The organism is Burkholderia sp. KCJ3K979, from assembly GCF_016759955.1.
Classification (GTDB): domain Bacteria; phylum Pseudomonadota; class Gammaproteobacteria; order Burkholderiales; family Burkholderiaceae; genus Burkholderia; species Burkholderia orbicola.
In genome coordinates, this window is sequence record NZ_JACFYV010000123.1 from 1 (window position 1) to 19,801 (window position 19,801).

A 19,801-nucleotide genomic window follows, 5' to 3' on the forward strand; every position below is an offset into this window, starting at 1 on the left:
CGGGTCCTGCCGCGCGCGGCGCACCGCCGGCATCACGACGCCGCCCACCGCCGCGATATCGGCCAGTTTCGAGCCCGACACGCCGGAAAAGCACGCCGTCGCGAAGATCACGATCAGGCCGAGCCCGCCCCGCACGCGCCCGAAGATCCGCAGCAGCAGCTCGACGAGCCGCGCGGACATCCCGTTGGTCTCCATCAGCAGCCCCGCCAGCACGAAGAACGGCACCGCGAGCAGCACGAAGTGATCGGCCCCGGCCATCACCTGTTGCGAGTAGACGAGCAGCGGCAGCGTCGGATCGGCGAGGAAATACAGCAGCGCCGAAAACGCCAGCACGAACCCGATCGGCACGCCGAGCACCAGCCCGCCGACGAAGCCCGCGACCAGCAGCGTGCCGGGCGCGACCGCATGCGCGGGCCACAGCGCGTTCCAGCCGTACACGGCGCCCGCGAGCGCCGCGCAGCACACGAACGTGCCGATCACCCGGCCGCGCGGCGCATTCAGCGCATTGGCGAGCGCGAATACCGTCATGAACAGCGCGCCGAACATCATCGGATACCCGTTGATCCAGCCCGGCAGGCCGCCCGTCGTCAGCTGGTCGTACGAATCCGTGAGCAACTGGCACGACGACACCAGCAGGTTCAGCGCGACGGCCGCCACGATCCAGTGGCCGACCTGGATCAGCGCGCCCTGCCAGCGTGCCGGCAGCCGGCCGCGGAACACGTCGATGCCGACATGCTGGCTGCGCCCCAGCACCGTCGCCGCGCCGAAGAACACCAGCACGATCATCAGCGCGCTCGCCACTTCCTCGGCCCAGTCGACCGGGTCGTGCAGGAAATAGCGGAACACGACCGACACGAACACGACCAGCACGTCGACGGCGAGCACCGCGGCCGACAGATACTCGAGCCAGCGCAGCATCGCATCCAGCACGCGGGCGACGCGATGCGCCGGCTGGCCGGCAGCGGGAGCCGGCGCGGCGCCCGACACGGAGTGCATGTCCATCGCTCACCCCCGCGCGGCGGCAATCGCCGGAAACAGCGGCGCGGTAGCCGGATACTGCTTCGCGAACGCCGCATACAGGCGGTCTTGCATCGTCTGCCGCAGCGCCGCGCGCTCGCCATCGGCCAGCGGGTAAAACGCCATGCCGCGCTGCTTCAGCGCCTGCTCCGCCTGCGCGGCCTTCTGCGCGGCAATCGCGCGCTGCTGCACGGTCGCGTCGGCCACCGCGCGGTCGAAGGCCGGCCGCAGATTGGCCGGAATCCGGTCGAGCGCACGCCGCCCCATCACGACGGTCATCGCCGCGAACACGTGGCGCGATTGCCAGCACGACTTCACGATCTCGTCGAAGCGGCTCGCGAGCACCGTGGCGGGATCGTGTTCGAGACCGTCGACGACGCCCGTCTGCACGGCCATGTACAGCTCGCCGAACGGAATCGGCGTCGGCACCGCGCCCATCGCCTTGAAAGTGTCCATGAACGCGGGCGTCGGCAGCACGCGCAGCTTCGTCCCCTTCAGGCCGGACAGCGCCGTCACCGGCTGCTTCGTGAACACGCAGCGCCCGCCGAAATGCGAGCCCCAGGTCAGCACCGAGCATCCCGCGCGCTTTTGCAGCAGCGCGTTCAGGCTCGTGCCGACCGGGCCGTCGAGCGCCTTCGCGACGTGCGCGTAGCTGTCGAACAGGTAGCCGAGATCGAGCATCCCGAGCTCCGGCGCGACCGTGGCCCAGATCGACGAGCCCGCGATCATCATGTCGATCGCGCCGATCTTGACCTGCTGCACGACATCGCTCTCCTTGCCGAGCTGGCTGTTCGGAAAATAGTCGACCCGGATCGCGTCGCCCACGCTCGCCTTCAGGTTCGCGGCGAGACGCTCATACCACACGTAGTGCGCGGCGTTCTGGTCGGCTGGCATCGACGACGAGCAGCGCAGCGTGACGACCGGCTGCTGCGCGCGCACGCTTTCCGGCAAGCCGCCCGCGGCCGCGAGCGTGGCGGCGGACACCGTCTGCAGAAAGCGCCGCCGGGTGTAGGTATTCATGAGTCGTCTCCTGTGCGAGTGCGTCTCGCGACGCGACTGTATCGATTTAGTGTATCGATACAGTAATACGACGACCGATGAGAGAAAAATGGGGGTTTCCCCGTGTTCGCGATGGAAAGTCTGAAGGGTATGCGGTTCGTTTCAGGCGAAATTCGTATGAAAAATCGCCGTTTTTCTACGTATTCCCGAGGCGTCGAAAAGAATTCGAGTCGTGTTTTCGATCATCGGACGACCGACTTTTCGCGGTACGCGGCAGCCCGTTCGTGCAGGCAAGCGCGTCGCTAAACACCCGGATCGTCCGTGCTCTCGGTCAGAAACCGCTCGACCATCGCGTTGAACACCGGCAGCGCCGGATTGTCGTTGTCCGCGCGCCACGCGAGATACAACTCGGCCGCCACGTTGGCGCCCGCCAGCGGCCGGAACACCACGCCGTCCACATGAAGCTCGCGCGCCGAGGCCGGCACCAGCGCCGCGCCGAGCCCCGCGCGCACGAGGCCGAGGATCGTATGCGTCTGGCCGACGTAGTGCAGGTAGTTCGGCAGCCGCCCGGCGCCCGCGAACATCCCCGAAATCATGTCGTGGAAATACTTGCCCTCGTTCGGCGAGTACGCGATGAACGGCTGCCGGTCGAGCTCGTCGGGGCCGATCTGCTCGTAGGCCGCGAGCGGTGCGCCTTCCGCGACCGCGACGAGCATCGGTTCGCGCTGCACGAGCCGGTATTCGAGCGGCTGGCGCGCGGCGCGCTGGCGCACGAAACCCGCGTCGAGCATCCGCGACGCGAGCGCGTCGATCTGCACGGTCGACACCATCTCGCGCAATTCGACGTCGACGTCCGGCAACGCATGCGCCGCGTGCGCGAGCAGCACCGGGATCATCCGGTACGCACTGACCGCCGTGAAACCGAGCGTGATGCGTCCGGCCCCGCCGTGCGCGACGCGCTGCGCGGCCTGCTCGGCGCGCGCGGAGAATTCGAGGATGTGCCGCGCGTCGCGCAGGAAGCGTTCGCCGGCCGCGGTCAGGCTCACCTGCCGGCTGCTGCGCTCGAGCAGCGCGATGCCGAGCGCGTGCTCGAGCAACTGGATTTGCCGGCTGAGCGGCGGCTGGGTCATGAAGAGCCGCCTGGCCGCGCGGCCGAAATGCAGTTCTTCGGCGACCGCGACGAAGCAGCGAAGCTGGTGCAGTTCAATCATTCAAATCTTGAATCAATCGATAGTCTTTTGATGTTAGACCGATATCGATGCGATTTCTATACTCGGTTCCACCTGATGCGCGGCCCGCGCCGCGCACGACGACCGAGACCTTCATGACCATCGACATCCTGCTGACCCAGCCGCTGCCCGCCACGATCGACGCCGAACTGTCCGCCCGCTACACCGTGCATCGGCTGTATGCGGCCGAGCAGCCGGACGCGCTGCTCGATCGCGTGGCGCCACGCATTCGCGGCGTCGTGACGGGCGGCGCGAACGGCCTGTCCGCCGCGCTGATGGACCGGCTCGGCGCGCTCCAGATCATCGCGATCAACGGCATCGGCACCGATGCGGTCGATCTCGACCGCGCCCGGGCGCGCGGCATCCACGTGACCACGACGCCCGACGTGCTGACCGACGACGTCGCCGACATGGCGCTGGGGCTGATCCTGATGACCCTGCGCGACCTCGGCGCCGGCGAGCGGATCGTGCGCGCCGGCCGCTGGGGCAAGGCGGCCCAGCCGCTCGCGACGCAGGTCACGGGCAAGCGGCTCGGCATCGTCGGGCTCGGGCGCGTCGGACGCGCGATCGCGCAGCGCGCGCAGGCGTTCCGGATGCCCGTCAGCTACTTCGGCCCGCGCGAGCATCGCGACAGCGGCTATCGTTTCGTGCCCGACCTCGCCGCGCTCGCGCGCGACAGCGACGTGCTCGTGATCGCGGCCTCGGCCGATCACGGCAACGTGCTGGTGACGGCAGACGTGCTCGCGGCACTCGGCCCCCAAGGATTCCTGATCAACGTCGCGCGCGGCAAACTGGTCGACGAAGCCGCGCTCGTGCGCGCGCTGGCCGACGGCACGATCGCCGGCGCCGGTCTCGACGTGTTCGCAAACGAACCGCACGTGCCGGCCGCCCTGCTCGAACTCGACCGCGTCGTCGTGCAGCCGCACCGCGCGAGCGCTACGCATGAAACGCGGGAGGAAATGGGCCGCATCGTGCTCGCCAACCTCGCCGCGTGCTTCGCAGGCCAGCGCCCGCCGACCAGCGTCACGCGCTGAGCGCGGCACGTCCCTTCCCGTTACAACACCGATGCCTTCGCACGACGAAGGCCAGGAGACATGCATGTCCAATCGATCCAGCGGCGCTGCGTTCGCCGCATCGCCCGCCGCGTCGCGCACGATCGGCCGCGTCCGTTATGCGGTCCTCGCACTGATTTTCGCGGTCACCGTCGTCAACTATGCGGACCGCGCGACGATGTCGATCGCCGGCACCGGCGTCGCGCACGACCTCGGGCTCACGCCCGTGCAGCTCGGCGTCGTCTTTTCGGCGTTCGCGTGGGCCTATGCGATCGGCCAGATTCCGGGCGGCTGGCTGCTCGACCGCTTCGGCGCGCGACGCGTGTACGGCCTGAGCCTGTTGCTGTGGTCGGTATTCACGATGCTGCAGGGCACGGTCGGCGGGTTCGCGTTGCAGGGCGCGGCCGCGACGCTCGCGCTGTTCGTGATGCGCTTCATGCTCGGCCTCGTCGAATCGCCGGCGTTTCCGGCCAATTCGCGGATCGTCGCCTGCTGGTTCCCCACCGCCGAACGCGGCACCGCGTCGGCGCTGTTCAATTCCGCGCAATACATGGCCGTCGTGCTGTTCACGCCGGCGATGGCGTGGCTCACGCATGCACTCGGCTGGGAGCACGTCTTCCTGTGGATGGGGCTGCTCGGCATCGCGCTCGCCGTGCTGTGGTTCGCGTGGTATCGCGAACCGCACGGCCACCCGCGCATGACCGACGCGGAGCGCGACTACCTGCGCGCCCACGGCGCACTCGTCGATCTGGAGGCGAACCGCGTGCGCGAGCGGCCGCGCGTGTCGTGGCACGACGTGTCGCAACTGTTCCGCCACCGGAACCTGTGGGCGATCTACATCGGCCAGTACTGCATCACGGCGCTCACCTACTTCTTCATCACGTGGTTTCCGATCTACCTGATCAAGGGGCGCGGGATGACGATCATGGAAGCCGGCTGGGTCGCCGCGCTGCCGGCGATCTGCGGCTTCACGGGCGGCGTGCTCGGCGGCGTGCTGTCGGACTGGCTGATCCGGCGCGGCATGCATCCATCGAAGGCGCGCAAGACGCCGTTCGTCGCGGGGATGGCGATGGCGACGCTGCTCGTGCTCGCGAACGGCGCATCGTCGAACGCGGTCGTGATCGCGCTGATGACGATCGCGTTCTTCGGCAAGGGGCTTGCGGCGGTCGGCTGGGCCGTGCTCGCCGACACGGCGCCGGAAGGCATGGTCGGGCTGAGCGGCGGCGTGTTCAACGGCCTCGGCAACATCGCCGGGATCGTCACGCCGCTCGTGATCGGCTACTTCGTCGCGAGTACGGGTTCGTTCGCCGGCGCGTTGTGGTTCGTCGCCGCGCACGGGCTGATCGGCATTGCGGCGTACGCGTGGCTCGCGGGCCGCTTCGAGCGCATCCGCATCGCGCCGGCCGCATGAGTGTCGCGGCGGCACGCAGGCGCCATCACGCGCGCTGGCGGCCGCCCGGCGCGTGCTCGGTCGTCAGCCGGTCGAGTTCGCGCAGATCGTTCTCCAGCGCGGGCGTGAGCGTCGTGCGCAGGTGGTCGAGGAAGGTGCGGATCTTCGCGTCGAGATAGCGACGCGTCGCGTAGACGGCATAGACGCTCACCGTCTGCAGCCGGTACTCCGGCAGCACGCGGATCAGGCGCCCTTCCCGGATATCGTCGAGCACCGTATACAGCGCCACGCATGCGATCCCGCGGCCGGCCCGCACCGCGACGCACAGCGCGTCCGGCACGTTGACCTGGAACGGCGCCGGCTGCAGCTCGTAGACGGCTTCCTCGCCGTCGCTGCGCTCGAGCCGCCATTCACCGGCCGGCGATGCCGGCGTGTCGAGGCGCAGGCAGACGTGGTTCGGCAGTTCGTCGGGCGTCTGCGGCGTACCGTGCCGGGCCAGATACTCGCGCGACGCGACCAGTACGCTGCAGCTCGTGCCGCAGGTCTGCGCGACATAGCCCGAATCGGGCAATTGCGACGCGGTCACGATCGACACGTCATACCCCTCTTCGACCAGGTTCGGCATCCGCTGCGCCAGCGTCAGCTCGACCGACACGTCGGGGTTGTCCTCCTGGTAACGCACGATCGACGACACGACATGACTCTGCCCGAGCCCCGTCATCGCATGGATGCGCATCTTGCCGCTCGGCCGCAACAGCGCGTTGCGCGCCTCCGCGTTCGCGTAGTCGAGTTCCGCGAGGATCGATTTCGCGCGCTCGAAATAGCGCTCGCCGCTTTCGGTCAGGCCGAGGTGGCGGGTCGTGCGATGCAGCAGGCGCGTCTGTACGTGGGCTTCGAGGTTCGAGACCGCGCGCGACACCTGCGCGGTGGTCGCGTCGATTTCCTTCGCGACGGCGGTAAAACTGCCGGCTTCGACAACGCGCACGAACAGGCGCATGTTTTCGAGCATGTCCATTGAATTGGCTTGGGGAGAGTCAGTGGGGAGGCGTCGGCGGCGCTCGCGTCAGAGGCGCAACGGAACACGGCCGAGAACCACGTCGAATCGATCACCGGGCCGGGGGGAAGGCAGGAGAGCGGGCATCGCGGACGGGGTTCTGGCATGACGGGGGAATTCAGTGCGCCGAATTGTACGCCGCTGCAGACAAATTTGCGCGGTTACCCGCGCGCAAACTCTCACGAGATGAAAGGAATTTGCAAGGCTTGCGCGTCGCGCGCGTGCAACGGCATGATGCGGCGCGGCAATTTATATCACAACACGATATAATTCGACGCTTCTCGCCGCACCCCAGCGTTGTCGATTTTTACCGCTTACCGTCCATGTCGTCAGGCTCCTCCCCGTCGCGCCGCACGTTGCGGCAATGGCTGCACAGCTTCATGCCCCATCCGATGACCCTCGGCTGGCGCGAGCGCCTGCGCTCGTGCGCCGGCGCGCTCGTGGGCATCGCGACGGTCGGCGTCACGATGCGGCTGCTGCCCGGCGTGCCGGGCCTCGTGCCGCTGCTCGTCGCGCCGATGGGGGCATCGGCCGTGCTGCTGTTCGCGGTGCCGGCGAGCCCGCTCGCGCAGCCCTGGTCGATCATCGGCGGCAATCTCGTCGCGGCGACGGTCGGCGTCGCGTGCGCGCAATGGATCGCCGATCCGATCACGGCCGCCGCGGTCGCGATCGCCTGCGCGATCGGCGGCATGTTCGCGCTGCGCTGCGTGCATCCGCCATCGGGCGCCGTCGCGCTCACGGCCGTGGTCGGCGGCCCGGCGATTCATGCGCTCGGCTTCGGCTTCGTCCTGCAGCCGATCGCGCTGCAATCGGCGATCCTGCTGTCGGCCGCGCTCGTCTATCACGCGCTGACCGGGCACCGCTACCCGCACAGCGGCATGCGGCCCGAAGCGAAACCGCAGGCCGGCGGCGCCGCACCGGCGCGCGGCGGCTTCACGCGCGGCGACCTCGATGCAGTGCTGAAGCGTCGCAGCGAATGGCTCGACGTCGATCCGGACGATCTCGAAACGCTGCTGCGCGAAACCGAAATGCAGGCTTATACGCGCACGTTCGGCCAGTTGAAGTGCGCCGACCTGATGACGAAGCATGCGATCGAGGTCGCGCCGTCGACGTCGGTCGCGGCCGCGCTCACGCTGCTCGACCGCCATCGCATGAAGGCGCTGCCCGTGGTCGACGGCGAAGGCCGCCTCATCGGCATCGTCACGCGCGCCGACCTCACGCGTCCGCCGCGCCGTCCGGCACCGCTGTGGCAGCGCCTGTCCGCACGGTTGCCGCAATCGTTCGGCGGCCGGCCCGCGAGCGTCGCGTCCGTGATGACGCGCGACGTCGCGTCGGTGCCGGAAACGCTGCCGATCACGGCGCTCGTGCCGCTGTTTACGCATTCGGGCCACCACCATATTCCGGTCGTCGATGCGTCGCGCCGGCTCGTCGGCATCATCACGCAGACGGATCTCGTCACGGGCCTTTATCAGCAGACCCAAATGCTCGAGGCCGCGTAGCGCGCATCACGCCTCGTACCTGCCCGCACAACGCGGAATACATCCATTCCGCCAGATTGCGTCCATTTATATCATGTTGTGATATATTAATCGCCACCGTAACCGACTGCCCGACCTCGATGACCGATACCCGACGCGCGCTGGCGAAAAGCGATTTTCAGCAACTGTCCGAGTTCCGCTACCAGATGCGCCGCTTCGAGCGCTTCTCCGAACGCGCCGCGCAAAGCGAAGGCGTGACGCCGCTGCAATACCTGCTGCTGCTGCACATCAAGGGCTATCCGCATCGCGAATGGGCGACCATCGGCGAGCTCGCGGAACGCCTGCAGGCGCAGCACCACGGCGTCGTGGCGCTGGTGACGCGCTGCGAAGCGCTCGGGCTCGTGAAGCGCAAGCCGAGCGAAGCCGACCGCCGTCAGGTCGAAGTCCACCTCGAACCGGCCGGCGAAACGCTGCTCGCCCGTCTCGCAGCCATGCATCGCGCCGAGCTGAAGTCGCTCAAGGGCGCGTTCCAGGTTCCCCAGATCGATTCCTGACCCTTGCCCTTGCCACTCTCACTCCCACTCCGATGAACGCCCCACACAAACGCGATTTCTCGACCAACGCACGCTTGCCCCGGATCGCGTTGCTGGCCGCCGGGATCGGCCTGCTCAGCACGCTTGCCGCGTTCGTGCTGTTGAGCCTGATCCACCTGTTCACGAACCTGTTCTTCTTCCGGCAGTTCTCGTTCGCCGAGCATTCGCCCGCGACCAACACGCTGGGCGCATGGGTGATCGCGGTCCCGGTGATCGGCGGGCTCATCGTCGGCTTGATGGCGCGTTTCGGCTCGGAGAAGATCCGCGGCCACGGCATTCCGGAAGCGATCGAGGCGATCCTGTTCGGCAAGAGCCGCATGTCGCCGAAGGTCGCGATCCTCAAGCCGCTGTCGTCCGGCGTCGTGATCGGCAGCGGCGGCCCGTTCGGCGCCGAAGGCCCGATCATCATGACGGGCGGCGCGCTCGGTTCGCTGATCGCGCAATGCGTGCACGTGACCGCCGCCGAACGCAAGACGCTGCTCGTCGCCGGCGCGGCCGCCGGCATGACGGCCGTGTTCGGCACGCCGGTGGCCGCCGTGCTGCTCGCGGTCGAGCTGCTGCTGTTCGAATGGCGTCCGCGCAGTTTCCTGCCGGTCGCGCTGGCATGCGCGGTGGCGGGCTTCGCACGCGCGGTGTTCTTCGGCGTCGATCCGCTGTTTCCGCTGACGACCGCCGCGCCGACGCCCGTCGCGCTGCTGTCGTGCATCGTCGCCGGCCTGCTGTCCGGCATGCTCGCGTGCGGCCTGTCGGCGGCGCTCTACCGCGTAGAAGACACCTTCGCGAAACTGCCCGTGCACTGGATGTGGTGGCCGGCGCTCGGCGCGATCGTGATCGGCATCGGCGGCTGGCTCGAACCGCGCGCGCTCGGGGTCGGCTACGACGTGATCGGCGACCTGCTGCACCAGCACATCGCGCTGAAGATCGCGCTCGCACTGCTGGTCGTGAAAGCCGTGATGTGGGTGATCGCGCTCGGCTCCGGCACCTCGGGCGGGGTGCTCGCTCCGTTGCTGATGCTCGGCGCCGGCCTCGGCACCGTGCTGTCGCCGGTGCTGCCGGGCGGCGATCCGGCGCTGTGGCCGCTCGTGTGCATGGCCGCGACGCTCGGCGCGACGCTCGGCGCCCCGCTCACCGCGATCGTGTTCGCGTTCGGCCTCACGCACGACGCCAATGCGCTGCTGCCGCTGCTCGCCGCGACGCTCGTCGCGCACGGCTTCGCGACCGTCGTGATGAAGCGCTCGATCATGACGGAAAAGATCGCGCGCCGCGGCTATCACATCTATCGCGAATACGGCGTCGATCCGCTCGAGCGGCACGACATCAGCGAAGTGATGACGTCGGCCGATCGGCTCGTCGTGATCGACGGCGCGGCGACGCTCGACACCGTCGAGACGCAGTACTTCGGCGCGACGCAGACGCACCGCGCGTACCCGGTCGTGCAGAACGGCCGCCTGCTCGGCCTGGTCGACCGTGCAACGCTCGATGCCCAGCGCGCGCGGGCCCGCGCCGACACACCGATCTCGGCCACGTTCGCCAACCGCGCACCGGCCGTCGCGCTGGCGCACGAAACCTGCCGTGTCGTCGCGTCGCGCCTCGCGATGCTCGGCCTCGAACGCCTGCCGGTGGTCGCCGACGAGCAATCGCTGCGCATCACGGGCATCGTGTCGCGCAGCGACCTGATCAAGCCGGCGCTCCAGCACTTCGACGACGAACACAAGCGCGAGCGCTTCCGTCCGGTCGTCCCGGTCAACCTGCGCGACTTCGGTTCGCGCAAGGCCGGCTGACACGCCCGCGTGCGCGGCGCCCCGCCGCGCATCGCTTCCCCACCTCTCCTCGCTGCACGATGCCGCGCGCCCGTCGCGTGCCGCATCGCCTCCCGCCGCTGTCCTTCGTTTAAAGTTGGTTAACAATTCGCCAGACGAAAGTTTGTCATCATGGTGCTCATGCGACGGGGCCATTCATCAGCCATTCCACTTCGCCATCAAATAAAGAGTCGCGGCGCGGCATGCACGCACATGCCGCCCGCCGCGACCATTCACTCACCACACCACGACCGGGCAGCGCACCGACCGCGCGCCGCATGACGTCGAGCCGTACGCATGCCGCGCCGCAGCAACATGCGCAGCATCCGAGCCGCCATTTGGCAAGCGCGTTAACAACTTGTTTCGGAATGACCGGAACCGTGCCTGCCCGATGCGATCTCACTTGCACGCAGCACTGCTGCGCATCCCACTCAATCAATCACGACTCGAGGGAGATAACGTGAACGTGAAATACTTACCGCTCATCGCATTGACCGTGGCAATTTCTGCTCATGCCGCTGAACCTGCCGTGCAGAACGTGGGACAAAGCCAGAAAGACGCGCCCGATGTCTCGGCGTGCATCGCCAAGACCTGGGCCGACAAGTCGCAACAACAGGTGATCTCGCAGAACGTGCTGGCCAACGGCCTCGCGACCGACGTGTACGCGCCGGGCCAGCAGCCGCCGAACGGCGCGGCCGCGATGGTTCGTCCGTCGTGGAAGCCCGGTGCGAAGACCTGGGTCGGCGTGCGCGGCGATGCAGCGTCCGCCGGCGACATCAACGCCTGCCTGTAACGATGTAACGAGAACAGGCGCTTCGGATGGCCTTGCGCCATCCGCTTGCGACGAGCCCCGCTTCGGCGGGGCTTTTTCTTTACCGCGCGCGCAGGGCGCGGGTCTTACAGGTAGCTGCAGACGTAATCGAGCGTTTCGAGCACTTCGATGTCGAAACGGCTCTTGCCCGGCACCGAGAACGATTCGCCGGCGCCGTAGGTCTGCCATTCGCTGTTGCCGTCGAGCTTCACGCGGCACTTGCCGGCCTGCACTTCCATCAATTCGGGCGCATCCGTGCCGAAGTTGAGCGCGCACGGCAGGATCACGCCGAGCGTCTTGCGCGTGCCGTCCGGGAAGAGCACGGTATGCGACACGCACTTGCCGTCGAAATAGACGTTCGCGCGCTTGACGACCGATACGTTGTCGAATTGGGTTGCACTGGTCATGTGATGCCTCTGATTGCTGGATGCTTGATGGCGATGGAGTAGGAGGCCGGCCGGAGCGGCGGGCCGGCCGCTATGATACCGGCTTGCGCGACGCGCGCCGCAATGGCACGCGGCCAGTGCCTGCCCGGCACGCAATCATCAGGATCACTACGCGATCCGCGCAGGGCATGTGCTCATCGCAGCCCCTTGCGTCGCGCGGAATCTCGCAGGCAATCGAGCAGCATCGCCGCGGCCGGCGTCAGCGGGCTGTCGCGGCGCGTAACGACCTGCACCGATACGGCAGGCAAGCGCTCGCGAATCGGCAGCACCGCGAGCTGATCGCGCGCCCACTCGCCTTGCAGCAATTGCTCGGGCATCGATGCGATCAGGTCGCAACCGGTCATCAGGCTGTGCGCAAGACCGAAGCTCGGGCATTCGACGACACGCGCGGGCACCGGCAGCCCGTACGCGACGAACGAGTTGAACAGCACCTGCGTGGAGCTTTCCGGCGACGGATTCATCAACCAGTCGGCCTCGACGAGATCGGCGAGCGACGTGGCCGACGCGAGCGGATGCCCTTTGCGCGCGACGATCAGCGAGCGGCTCGCGTAGAGCTCCGCATGATCGAACTCGGCGGCGAGCAGTTCGGGCACGACGACGGCCACCGCGAAATCGAGCGAACCGTCGTGCAGGCGCGGCAGCGCGACGCCCGGAAACCCTTCGGCCAGATTGACGCGCGCGACCGGATAGCGGCGCCGGAATGCGCGAAATGCGTCAGGCAGGATCGTCACCGCCGCCGCGGGCGTGATCGCCGCCGCGACGGAACCCGTCATTGCGCCCTGCGCCTGCTCGATGTCGTCGCGGGCGCGCTGCATTTCGGCGACGATCAGCCGCGCGCGCACCTGCAGTTGCTGGCCGAACGCCGTGAGCTGCACACCGCGCGCGGTACGCACGACGAGCGATACGCCGAGCGCGATCTCCAGCTCCTTGACCGCCTTCGTCAGCGCGGCCGGCGACACGTTCAGGCGCCGCGCGGCCGCGCGAATGCTGCCCTCCTCGGCGGCGGTGACGAACGCTTTCAGCTGATGGTATTTCATGGGGCAATGCGTGATTCGTGGAAACCCTGTGCGCGGCGCGACGCAGTGGCTCAGGGTATTCCCGAGCGACAACCGACGGTGTGCACCAAAGCAATTTAGCAGCTTCTGGTACCCAAAAGAAATTTATATGCTTGGTCGTCATATGCGCGTCAAACGCTCCACCCGCCCCACAGGAGACACCATGCTGCAAGCCGTGAACCCCGTCATCCCCGGCATCGCCGCGATCGCCCCCGAGCTCGTCGAGGTGCGCCGCCGCATCCACGCCCATCCCGAACTCGCATTCGAAGAGACGCTCACGAGCGACCTCGTCGCCGAGTTGCTCACCGGTTGGGGTTACGACGTGCATCGCGACATCGGCAAGACGGGCGTGGTCGGCGTGCTGCGCGAAGGGCAAGGCATGCGCACGGTCGGGCTGCGCGCCGACATGGACGCGCTGCCACTCGCGGAAACCACGGGCCTGCCGTACGCGAGCCGCCACGCGAACAAGATGCACGCATGCGGCCATGACGGACACACCGCGATGCTGCTGTGCGCGGCGCGCCATCTCGCGGCGACGCGTCGGTTCTCCGGCACGCTGAACCTGATCTTCCAGCCGGCCGAGGAAAACTTCGGCGGCGCGAAGGCGATGATGGACGACGGCCTGTTCGACCGTTTCCCGTGCGACGCGATCTTCGCGATTCACAACATGCCGGGTCGCGCGGCCGGCGACATGGCGTTCCGCACCGGCGCCGCGATGGCGTCGGCCGACCGCGTGACGATCACGCTGCGCGGCGTCGGCGGTCACGGCGCGATGCCGCATTTCGCGCGCGATCCGATGTCCGCCGCGGGCAGCATCATGGTCGCGCTGCAGACGATCGTCGCGCGCGAGGTCGACGCGCAGCATGCGGCGGTGATCACGGTCGGCAGCGTACAGGCCGGCGAAACCTTCAACATCATTCCCGAAACCGTCGTGATGAAACTGTCGGTGCGCGCGCTGAACGCCGACGTGCGCGCGCTGCTCGCGCGCCGCATCGAAGCGCTCGCGAAAGGCCAGGCGGAAAGTTTCGGCGTCACCGCGGAAGTCGACTACGACTACGGCTACCCGGTGCTCGTCAATCACGCGGAACCGACCGCGTTTGCGGCCGACATCGCGCGGCAGATGCTCGGCGCGGAACGCGTCGAAACCGACGCCGCGCCGTTGATGGGCAGCGAGGATTTCGCGTTCATGCTCGAAGCGCGCCCCGGCTGCTACGCGTTCATCGGCAACGGGATCGGCAGCAAGGGCGGCTGCATGGTGCACAACCCCGGCTACGACTTCAACGACGACATCCTCGCGATCGGCGCGAGCTACTGGGTTCGCGTCGCCGAAGCCTGGCTCGCGGCCTGACGGCCCTTCACCACGCAGTTCGCGTCCAACCCGGGGGAACCCCATGGAAACGTCCGCCCTTCCGTTTGCCGGCACGCCGGTCGATGCCCGCGCCGCCGCGAAGAAGCGCCGGCTGATCGCGGCCGCCGCCGTCGGCAACGCGCTCGAGTTCTACGACTTCACGGTCTACAGCTTCTTCGCGCTCCTGATCGGCAAGCTGTTCTTTCCCGTGCATTCGTCGTTCGGGCAGTTGATGCTCGCGGTCGCGAGCTTTGGGGTCGGCTTCGTCACGCGTCCGCTCGGCGGGCTCGTGATCGGGATGTATGCGGACCGCGCCGGCCGCAAGAAGGCGATGATCCTCACGCTGCTGCTGATGGCGCTCGGCACCGCGACGATCGCGGTCGCGCCGACCTTCGCGCAGATCGGCATCGCCGCGCCGCTGCTGCTCGTGCTCGCACGGCTGCTGCAGGGGTTCGCGTCGGGCGGCGAAGTCGGCGCATCGACGACGCTGCTGCTCGAACAGGCGCCGCAGCATCGGCGCGGCTTCTATGCGTCGTTCCAGTTCTCGAGCCAGGGGCTCGCCGCGCTCGCGGGCGCGCTCACCGGCGTGGCGTTGACGTCGACGCTGAGTGCCGCGCAACTCGAAAGCTGGGGCTGGCGCGTGCCGTTCATCATCGGCACGCTGTTCGTGCCGCTCGGCTACTGGCTGCGCCGCACCGTCGAGGAAGTGCCTGCGGCGGTGCCCTCGCCCGCCACCGGGCACGACGAGCCGGTCGCATCGCTGCCGCTCGCCGACGTACTGCGCCATCACGGCAAGGCCGTGTTCGCGGGCCTCGGCGTGACGATCGGCGGCACGTCGATCCATTACATCATCGTGTTCTACATGGCGATCTACGGCGTGCAGGTGCTGCACCTGCCGACCTGGCTGTCGATGACGGCGGGCTGCGTCGCCGGGGCGATCCTGATGCTCGTGACGCCGATCGGCGGCCACCTGTCCGACGTGTTCGGGCGCAACCGGATCGTCTGGTGGACGCGCATCGTGCTGATGGCCGCGATCTATCCGGCGTTCATCGCGCTGAACCGCTGGCCGGGCGCCGCGTCGCTGCTGTCGATCGTCGCCGCGCTGTCGATCGTGCATGCGATCAACATCGGTGCGACCGGCGCGATGCTTGGCGAGTTGTTTCCGCGGGCCGTGCGTGCGACCGGCGGTGCGCTCGTGTATAGCGTCGGCGTCGCGATCTTCGGCGGCTTCGCGCAGTTCTTCGTCACGTGGTTGATCGCGGCAACCGGGAATCCGAATGCGCCGGCATGGTATGCGATCGGGTGTGGTGCGATGACGCTGCTTGCGATTCGGTGCATGGACGAGAAGGCCGGGAAGCTGCTGGATTGAGCGGCGGGCGATGCGCGACACGTGAAGCGTGATTGATGTCACGCGCACGCATCGGGCATCATCGATCCATGCACAACGCCACGATCACCCTTTCGACGACCACGCGCACGACCGCCTTCGGCGGGCCCGTGCGGCGAGTGCGCGCAGGATCGTAGCGTCACCGATTCCCACAGGCCCCGCCGGTTCCGGACGGGGTCTCGTCGTTTCTCCGTCTGCATCGGCCACTCAGGAGAAACGCAATGTCCGAAGCCCCTTCCCCGAAACGAGCGCTGCTCGTGATCGACATGCAGATCGGGTTGTTTCATGGCGATGATCGTCCGCATGACGGCGAACGTGTGCTGGCCAACATCAATCGGCTGATTTGCCGCGCGCATGAGAGCGGTGCGCCCGTGTTCGCCGTGCGTCACACCGGCCCGGCCGGCTCGCCGATCGCGCCCGACGCGCCGCTGGCCGCGCTGCTGCCGGAGCTTGCGATCGATACCGCTCGCGACATCGTGTTCGACAAGACGCGGCCGAACTGCTTCGCGGGCACGCGACTCGCCGAGTGGTTGCATGCAGCCGGTATCGGCGAGATCGTGATTGCGGGGATGAAGACGCAGTACTGCGTCGATACGACGTGCCGTGCGGCCGGCGATCTCGGCTTTCGCGCGGTGCTCGTGGCCGATGCGCATACCTGCATGGAGACGCTCGCGCTGCCGGCCGAGCGGATCGTCGCGCATCATAATGCGACGCTGGGCGGGCCGTTTGCGACGCTGACGACGACCGAGGCGTGCGTGTTTTGATGCAGGGCGCCGATCGGACTGCGGTGTGCGGGAGCGCGCGCTGCAATAGGTTCAGCGCCGAACACGCATATCATCGCGTGTCCCGACGAGTCGTGCGACGCATCGTCGCCGCCTAGATCCTCGACGCCTTTCAGCAAGATGCCTCACCGGCCCCGCCGGTTCCGGACGGGGTCTTTCCGCGGCAGCGGCTACCGTCCCGACTTTACCTCGACGAGCCGTCCCTCGAAGTTCACACTGCGAAACATATTCACACAGAGATTAAGGAAACCTCGGCTGACGCAAAAATCCATCGATATCGGTTACTGACTATCAATTGCATGTGAACGTAAGCGGCTTTTTCCCACCGTCGTGCAGTTGCCGTAATCGCATCAGACTCATATTTTGGCGTCGGACTATTGGGCAGCGGGAACTCGCAGAATGAAGATTCGACTACGATGACCGTTGGACAATACGACGCACGTCGTGACCTGCAGAGGCCTGACGACGTTGGATATGCACGACAAGTTGCGCGGCTACTATGAACAGGAACTGACGAAGCTGGAGGATCAGTTCGCAACTTTCTCCAACAAGTATCCACGAATAGCCGCCCGCCTGAACTTTACAGGCGGACAGACGGACGACCCACACGTCCAGCGAATGATGCAGGCGTTCGCGCTGATCGCGGCCGAAATCCGGGCCAGCCTGGACGATGGCGCACCGATGTTCACCGAAGCGCTGCTTCACGTCCTGCACCCGCACTATCTGCGACCGTTCCCGGCATGCTCGATAGCTCGTCTCGATCCGACCAAGGATTTGCCCGACAAACCGGTCGTCTTGCCGCGTGGGATGGAACTCACGTCGCGCGGCGGCGAAGTGCGCTTTCGAACCGCCTATGACGTCACGCTTGCGCCGATCCGCATCGCAAGTGCTCGATTCTCCCGCAGCATCGTCGCACCGGCACACGTGGCCTTGCCGCCGAACACAACCAGCATCATTTCTATCGCCATCGAGTCGGCCGCCGCCCCGCTCGGGGCGGTTTCGCCCGACGTGCTGCGCATCCACCTTACCGGCGCGCGCCAAAGCGTCGTGGCGCTGCTGGATACGGTCCTGCTGCGTGTCCGGAGCACATTTATTGAAGCGGACGACAGCGGACGGTGGATGCCAATTGCGGGGATACCAGTCAAACCAGTCGGGTTCGGCCCGGCCGACATGCTGCTGCCGCCGCCTCAAACCTCACCGCTCATTCAACCGCTGCTCGAACACGTCGGATTTCCAGACAAGTTCGATTTCCTTGACGTTCATTTACACCGATGTCTTCAGCCCGCCCAAATGGACCGTGCGCGGCGCATCACCCTCCATCTCGCAATTGACGGCGTGCACGCCGATTCGCGCATCGCGCAGGCGCTCGCGCCGCTATCGGCGGACAACCTCCGGTTGTTCTGCACGCCAATCGTGAACCTGTTTGCGCAAGCGGGCGTCAAGTCGTCGCGCGGCGAAATCGTCGCGGACTACCCCCTTGTACCGAAGCCGAACCGGCCGGCCATGCGTGGCATCTATTCGATTGATGCGGTTCGCGACCCGTCAGACGGGACCGACATTCCGCCGCTGAACGCGTGGAAAGCGGGAACCGGCGAACGGTTCTGGCTCGCGCGTCACGATCCCTACGCGGCAACCCATCGTCCCGGATGTGAAACGTTGCTCGTACTGTTACGTGCGGACGGGACGGCGGCGGCGAAGATGCCGCTGCAATTGAGCGCTGACCTCACGTGCACAAACCGCGACTGGCCCTCGCGGATGCGGATCGGCTCGCCCAATGGCGACCTCAAAAACGAAAACGATCAAGTGCCTTGCAGGATTACGCTGTTGAAACAGCCGACACCGACCTATAGCGCGTCCCGTGAGGCGGAAGCGCAGTGGCGCGTGATTGCGCTGACGACGGCCAACCTGACGCAGTTGACGCGTGAGGGGTGGCCGGACTTCGTGAAGCTCATGCGCCAGCTTGCGCCGAAAGACCGACGCGCCGAACACGTCGGTGCGATTTCGTTCGTCAAGCGGAGCGTTGTCGAACGATTGCTGGCGATCAAGCCTCATTCAGCCCTTGTGAGAGGCTTCGAAATCGTGATGGCAGCGGACGAGAACGCGTTCATTGAAAACAGCATGGGCGCACTGATCCTTCAGCTCGACCTCTACCTGTCGCGCTACGCGCCCGCCAACAGCTTTACGCAACTCGTCGTGCTGTCGAAGAACGACGGTTCCCTGATCGTGCGGTGCCCGATGCGGCCGGGCATCGCGCCGCTGTTGTAGCGTTACACGAGGCTCGAAATTAGGTGACAACCGCATGTAGCACGATGGCCGTGCCGCGCAATCGGAATGCCGTTGTCCTTCATCGATTCGTCGCCTTCCTCGATGATGTTCGGCGACACGTCGGGATGCTGCGGACACGATACGCGGTCGCCTTTGCGTGCGACGTAGCGGCCATCGAATTTCATCGACGACGAGCCCGTTTCGACGTTGCCGCCGTGATCAGTGGCGTCGCCAATTCTAATCACATTAATCACGTGAATTCTCCCCGCCCACATCACCCATCCAATTAAATTTCCCAAGTCATTTGCATATAGTCAAATCCTCGCACTTGACCCACTTAAGTATGACACCACGCCGCCGCGAAAGATATTTGACAAGATACCAAAGACCGTTTTCGCTATTAAACTCAACAAGCTGAACTTTATCTCCTTTCAGCAAATACATTTTCGTCGCCGAAGAATCGGAATGATCGTCGTACAACCTTGCCTTATTCACGGCTACCGCCGTAGTTACCGGCGCACGTTGCGCATAATTCCGTTGATTGGTAACGATTAATTTTTCGGAAACCCTCCCGTCCACGTACACAGAACGAGAAATCTCATCGCACCCAACACACGCATCACTTATTGCAATTTGATATTTTCCATTTTTTATCTTATAAATATCTTCATATTGTTTCGCATCAAGCCGATACGAACTAATCAAACTATCTCCGTCGATTCTAAAATTACATATATCTCGATCCGAGAATTTCAAGGCAGAAAATCTGCGCGACGCATGGTCATATGAAAAAAATTTCGAGCAGCTATCGCCCCCACCACTCGTGGCAGCAATTTCCCTATTTCCATCCTTATAAATATCAACAACAGCCAAATTCTCGTAACCGTCGTCAATGGCCTTCTTAAGATCGTCGGTCGGCTCTATGTCTTTGCAAACTGAAGAACCGCTACAATCACGGATTTTTCCCGCCTTATCTATTGAGAGCTCATTTGCATAAATTTCAGTAGAAGCAACTGACACGACGCCCACTGCAATCATAAAAGTCAACCCAAATTTAAACGATAAATCTCTTTTAAAAATTCTCACACCAACCCCC

The 19,801-nt window shown here is 65.9% G+C and carries 18 protein-coding genes; 10 read left to right on the plus strand and 8 right to left on the minus strand.

Features of this window, described 5'->3' with window-relative positions; translation table 11 throughout:
* The 3 genes from H3O04_RS22900 to H3O04_RS22910 form a co-directional block, all read right to left on the minus strand.
* On the minus strand, positions 1-1,002 hold a 1,002-nt coding region (locus H3O04_RS22900; protein ID WP_202588499.1), incomplete at its 3' end, for a TRAP transporter large permease subunit.
* Positions 1,003-1,005: 3 nt separating this feature from the next.
* Positions 1,006-2,037 (minus strand): TRAP transporter substrate-binding protein, encoded by a 1,032-nt coding sequence (locus tag H3O04_RS22905; protein ID WP_012339864.1) that lies wholly within the window; start codon positions 2,035-2,037, stop codon positions 1,006-1,008.
* 281 nt (positions 2,038-2,318) lie between these two features.
* Complete coding sequence (locus H3O04_RS22910; RefSeq protein WP_006478899.1) at positions 2,319-3,227, minus strand: LysR substrate-binding domain-containing protein; 909 nt, start codon at positions 3,225-3,227, stop codon at positions 2,319-2,321.
* Positions 3,228-3,340: 113 nt separating this feature from the next.
* On the opposite strand from H3O04_RS22910, the gene H3O04_RS22915 reads away from it, so the two are divergent.
* Together H3O04_RS22915 and H3O04_RS22920 are read left to right on the plus strand one after the other, a co-directional pair.
* Positions 3,341-4,279, plus strand: coding sequence for a 2-hydroxyacid dehydrogenase (locus H3O04_RS22915; RefSeq protein WP_023476494.1), 939 nt, complete (start codon positions 3,341-3,343; stop codon positions 4,277-4,279).
* A 64-nt stretch (positions 4,280-4,343) separates the two neighbouring features.
* Entirely contained in the window at positions 4,344-5,708 is a 1,365-nt protein-coding gene (locus H3O04_RS22920) for an MFS transporter (protein ID WP_202588500.1), read from the plus strand.
* A 25-nt stretch (positions 5,709-5,733) separates the two neighbouring features.
* Here H3O04_RS22920 and H3O04_RS22925 read toward each other — a convergent pair whose 3' ends face one another.
* The gene (locus tag H3O04_RS22925; RefSeq protein WP_006478896.1) at positions 5,734-6,702 is read right to left on the minus strand and encodes a LysR family transcriptional regulator; all 969 of its coding nucleotides are present in this window, start codon (positions 6,700-6,702) and stop codon (positions 5,734-5,736) included.
* Between the two features lie 362 nt (positions 6,703-7,064).
* Here H3O04_RS22925 and H3O04_RS22930 point away from each other — a divergent pair, with 362 nt between their 5' ends.
* From H3O04_RS22930 to H3O04_RS22945, 4 genes are all read left to right on the plus strand, one after another.
* The gene (locus H3O04_RS22930; protein WP_202588501.1) at positions 7,065-8,240 is read left to right on the plus strand and encodes an HPP family protein; all 1,176 of its coding nucleotides are present in this window, start codon (positions 7,065-7,067) and stop codon (positions 8,238-8,240) included.
* 119 nt (positions 8,241-8,359) lie between these two features.
* Positions 8,360-8,773: a MarR family winged helix-turn-helix transcriptional regulator gene (locus H3O04_RS22935; protein ID WP_012339858.1), complete on the plus strand. Its 414-nt coding sequence runs from the start codon at positions 8,360-8,362 to the stop codon at positions 8,771-8,773.
* Positions 8,774-8,805: 32 nt separating this feature from the next.
* On the plus strand, positions 8,806-10,593 hold the full coding sequence (locus H3O04_RS22940; RefSeq protein WP_202588502.1) for a chloride channel protein: 1,788 nt from the start codon (positions 8,806-8,808) through the stop codon (positions 10,591-10,593).
* A gap of 478 nt (positions 10,594-11,071) precedes the next feature.
* Positions 11,072-11,404, plus strand: a complete 333-nt coding sequence (locus H3O04_RS22945; protein WP_006482964.1) for a hypothetical protein — start codon at positions 11,072-11,074, stop codon at positions 11,402-11,404.
* 104 nt (positions 11,405-11,508) lie between these two features.
* Here H3O04_RS22945 and ppnP read toward each other — a convergent pair whose 3' ends face one another.
* Together ppnP and H3O04_RS22955 are read right to left on the minus strand one after the other, a co-directional pair.
* The gene (gene ppnP / locus H3O04_RS22950; protein WP_124592096.1) at positions 11,509-11,829 is read right to left on the minus strand and encodes a pyrimidine/purine nucleoside phosphorylase; all 321 of its coding nucleotides are present in this window, start codon (positions 11,827-11,829) and stop codon (positions 11,509-11,511) included.
* A gap of 173 nt (positions 11,830-12,002) precedes the next feature.
* The gene (locus H3O04_RS22955; protein WP_006478887.1) at positions 12,003-12,905 is read right to left on the minus strand and encodes a LysR substrate-binding domain-containing protein; all 903 of its coding nucleotides are present in this window, start codon (positions 12,903-12,905) and stop codon (positions 12,003-12,005) included.
* A gap of 181 nt (positions 12,906-13,086) precedes the next feature.
* Between H3O04_RS22955 and H3O04_RS22960 the strand changes: the two genes are divergently transcribed.
* The 4 genes from H3O04_RS22960 (at position 13,087) to tssF (ending at position 18,705) form a co-directional block, all read left to right on the plus strand.
* Entirely contained in the window at positions 13,087-14,271 is a 1,185-nt protein-coding gene (locus H3O04_RS22960) for a M20 aminoacylase family protein (protein WP_124592095.1), read from the plus strand.
* A 43-nt stretch (positions 14,272-14,314) separates the two neighbouring features.
* Positions 14,315-15,640, plus strand: a complete 1,326-nt coding sequence (locus H3O04_RS22965; RefSeq protein ID WP_202588503.1) for an MFS transporter — start codon at positions 14,315-14,317, stop codon at positions 15,638-15,640.
* A gap of 239 nt (positions 15,641-15,879) precedes the next feature.
* Entirely contained in the window at positions 15,880-16,422 is a 543-nt protein-coding gene (locus H3O04_RS22970; protein ID WP_023476488.1) for a cysteine hydrolase family protein, read from the plus strand.
* 441 nt (positions 16,423-16,863) lie between these two features.
* Complete coding sequence (tssF, locus tag H3O04_RS22975; protein ID WP_023476487.1) at positions 16,864-18,705, plus strand: type VI secretion system baseplate subunit TssF; 1,842 nt, start codon at positions 16,864-16,866, stop codon at positions 18,703-18,705.
* Positions 18,706-18,707: 2 nt separating this feature from the next.
* Here tssF and H3O04_RS22980 read toward each other — a convergent pair whose 3' ends face one another.
* Entirely contained in the window at positions 18,708-18,959 is a 252-nt protein-coding gene (locus tag H3O04_RS22980) for a PAAR domain-containing protein (protein WP_023476486.1), read from the minus strand.
* Positions 18,960-19,005: 46 nt separating this feature from the next.
* Positions 19,006-19,801: hypothetical protein (locus H3O04_RS22985; RefSeq protein ID WP_202588504.1), on the minus strand; the 796-nt coding region annotated here is incomplete at its 5' end.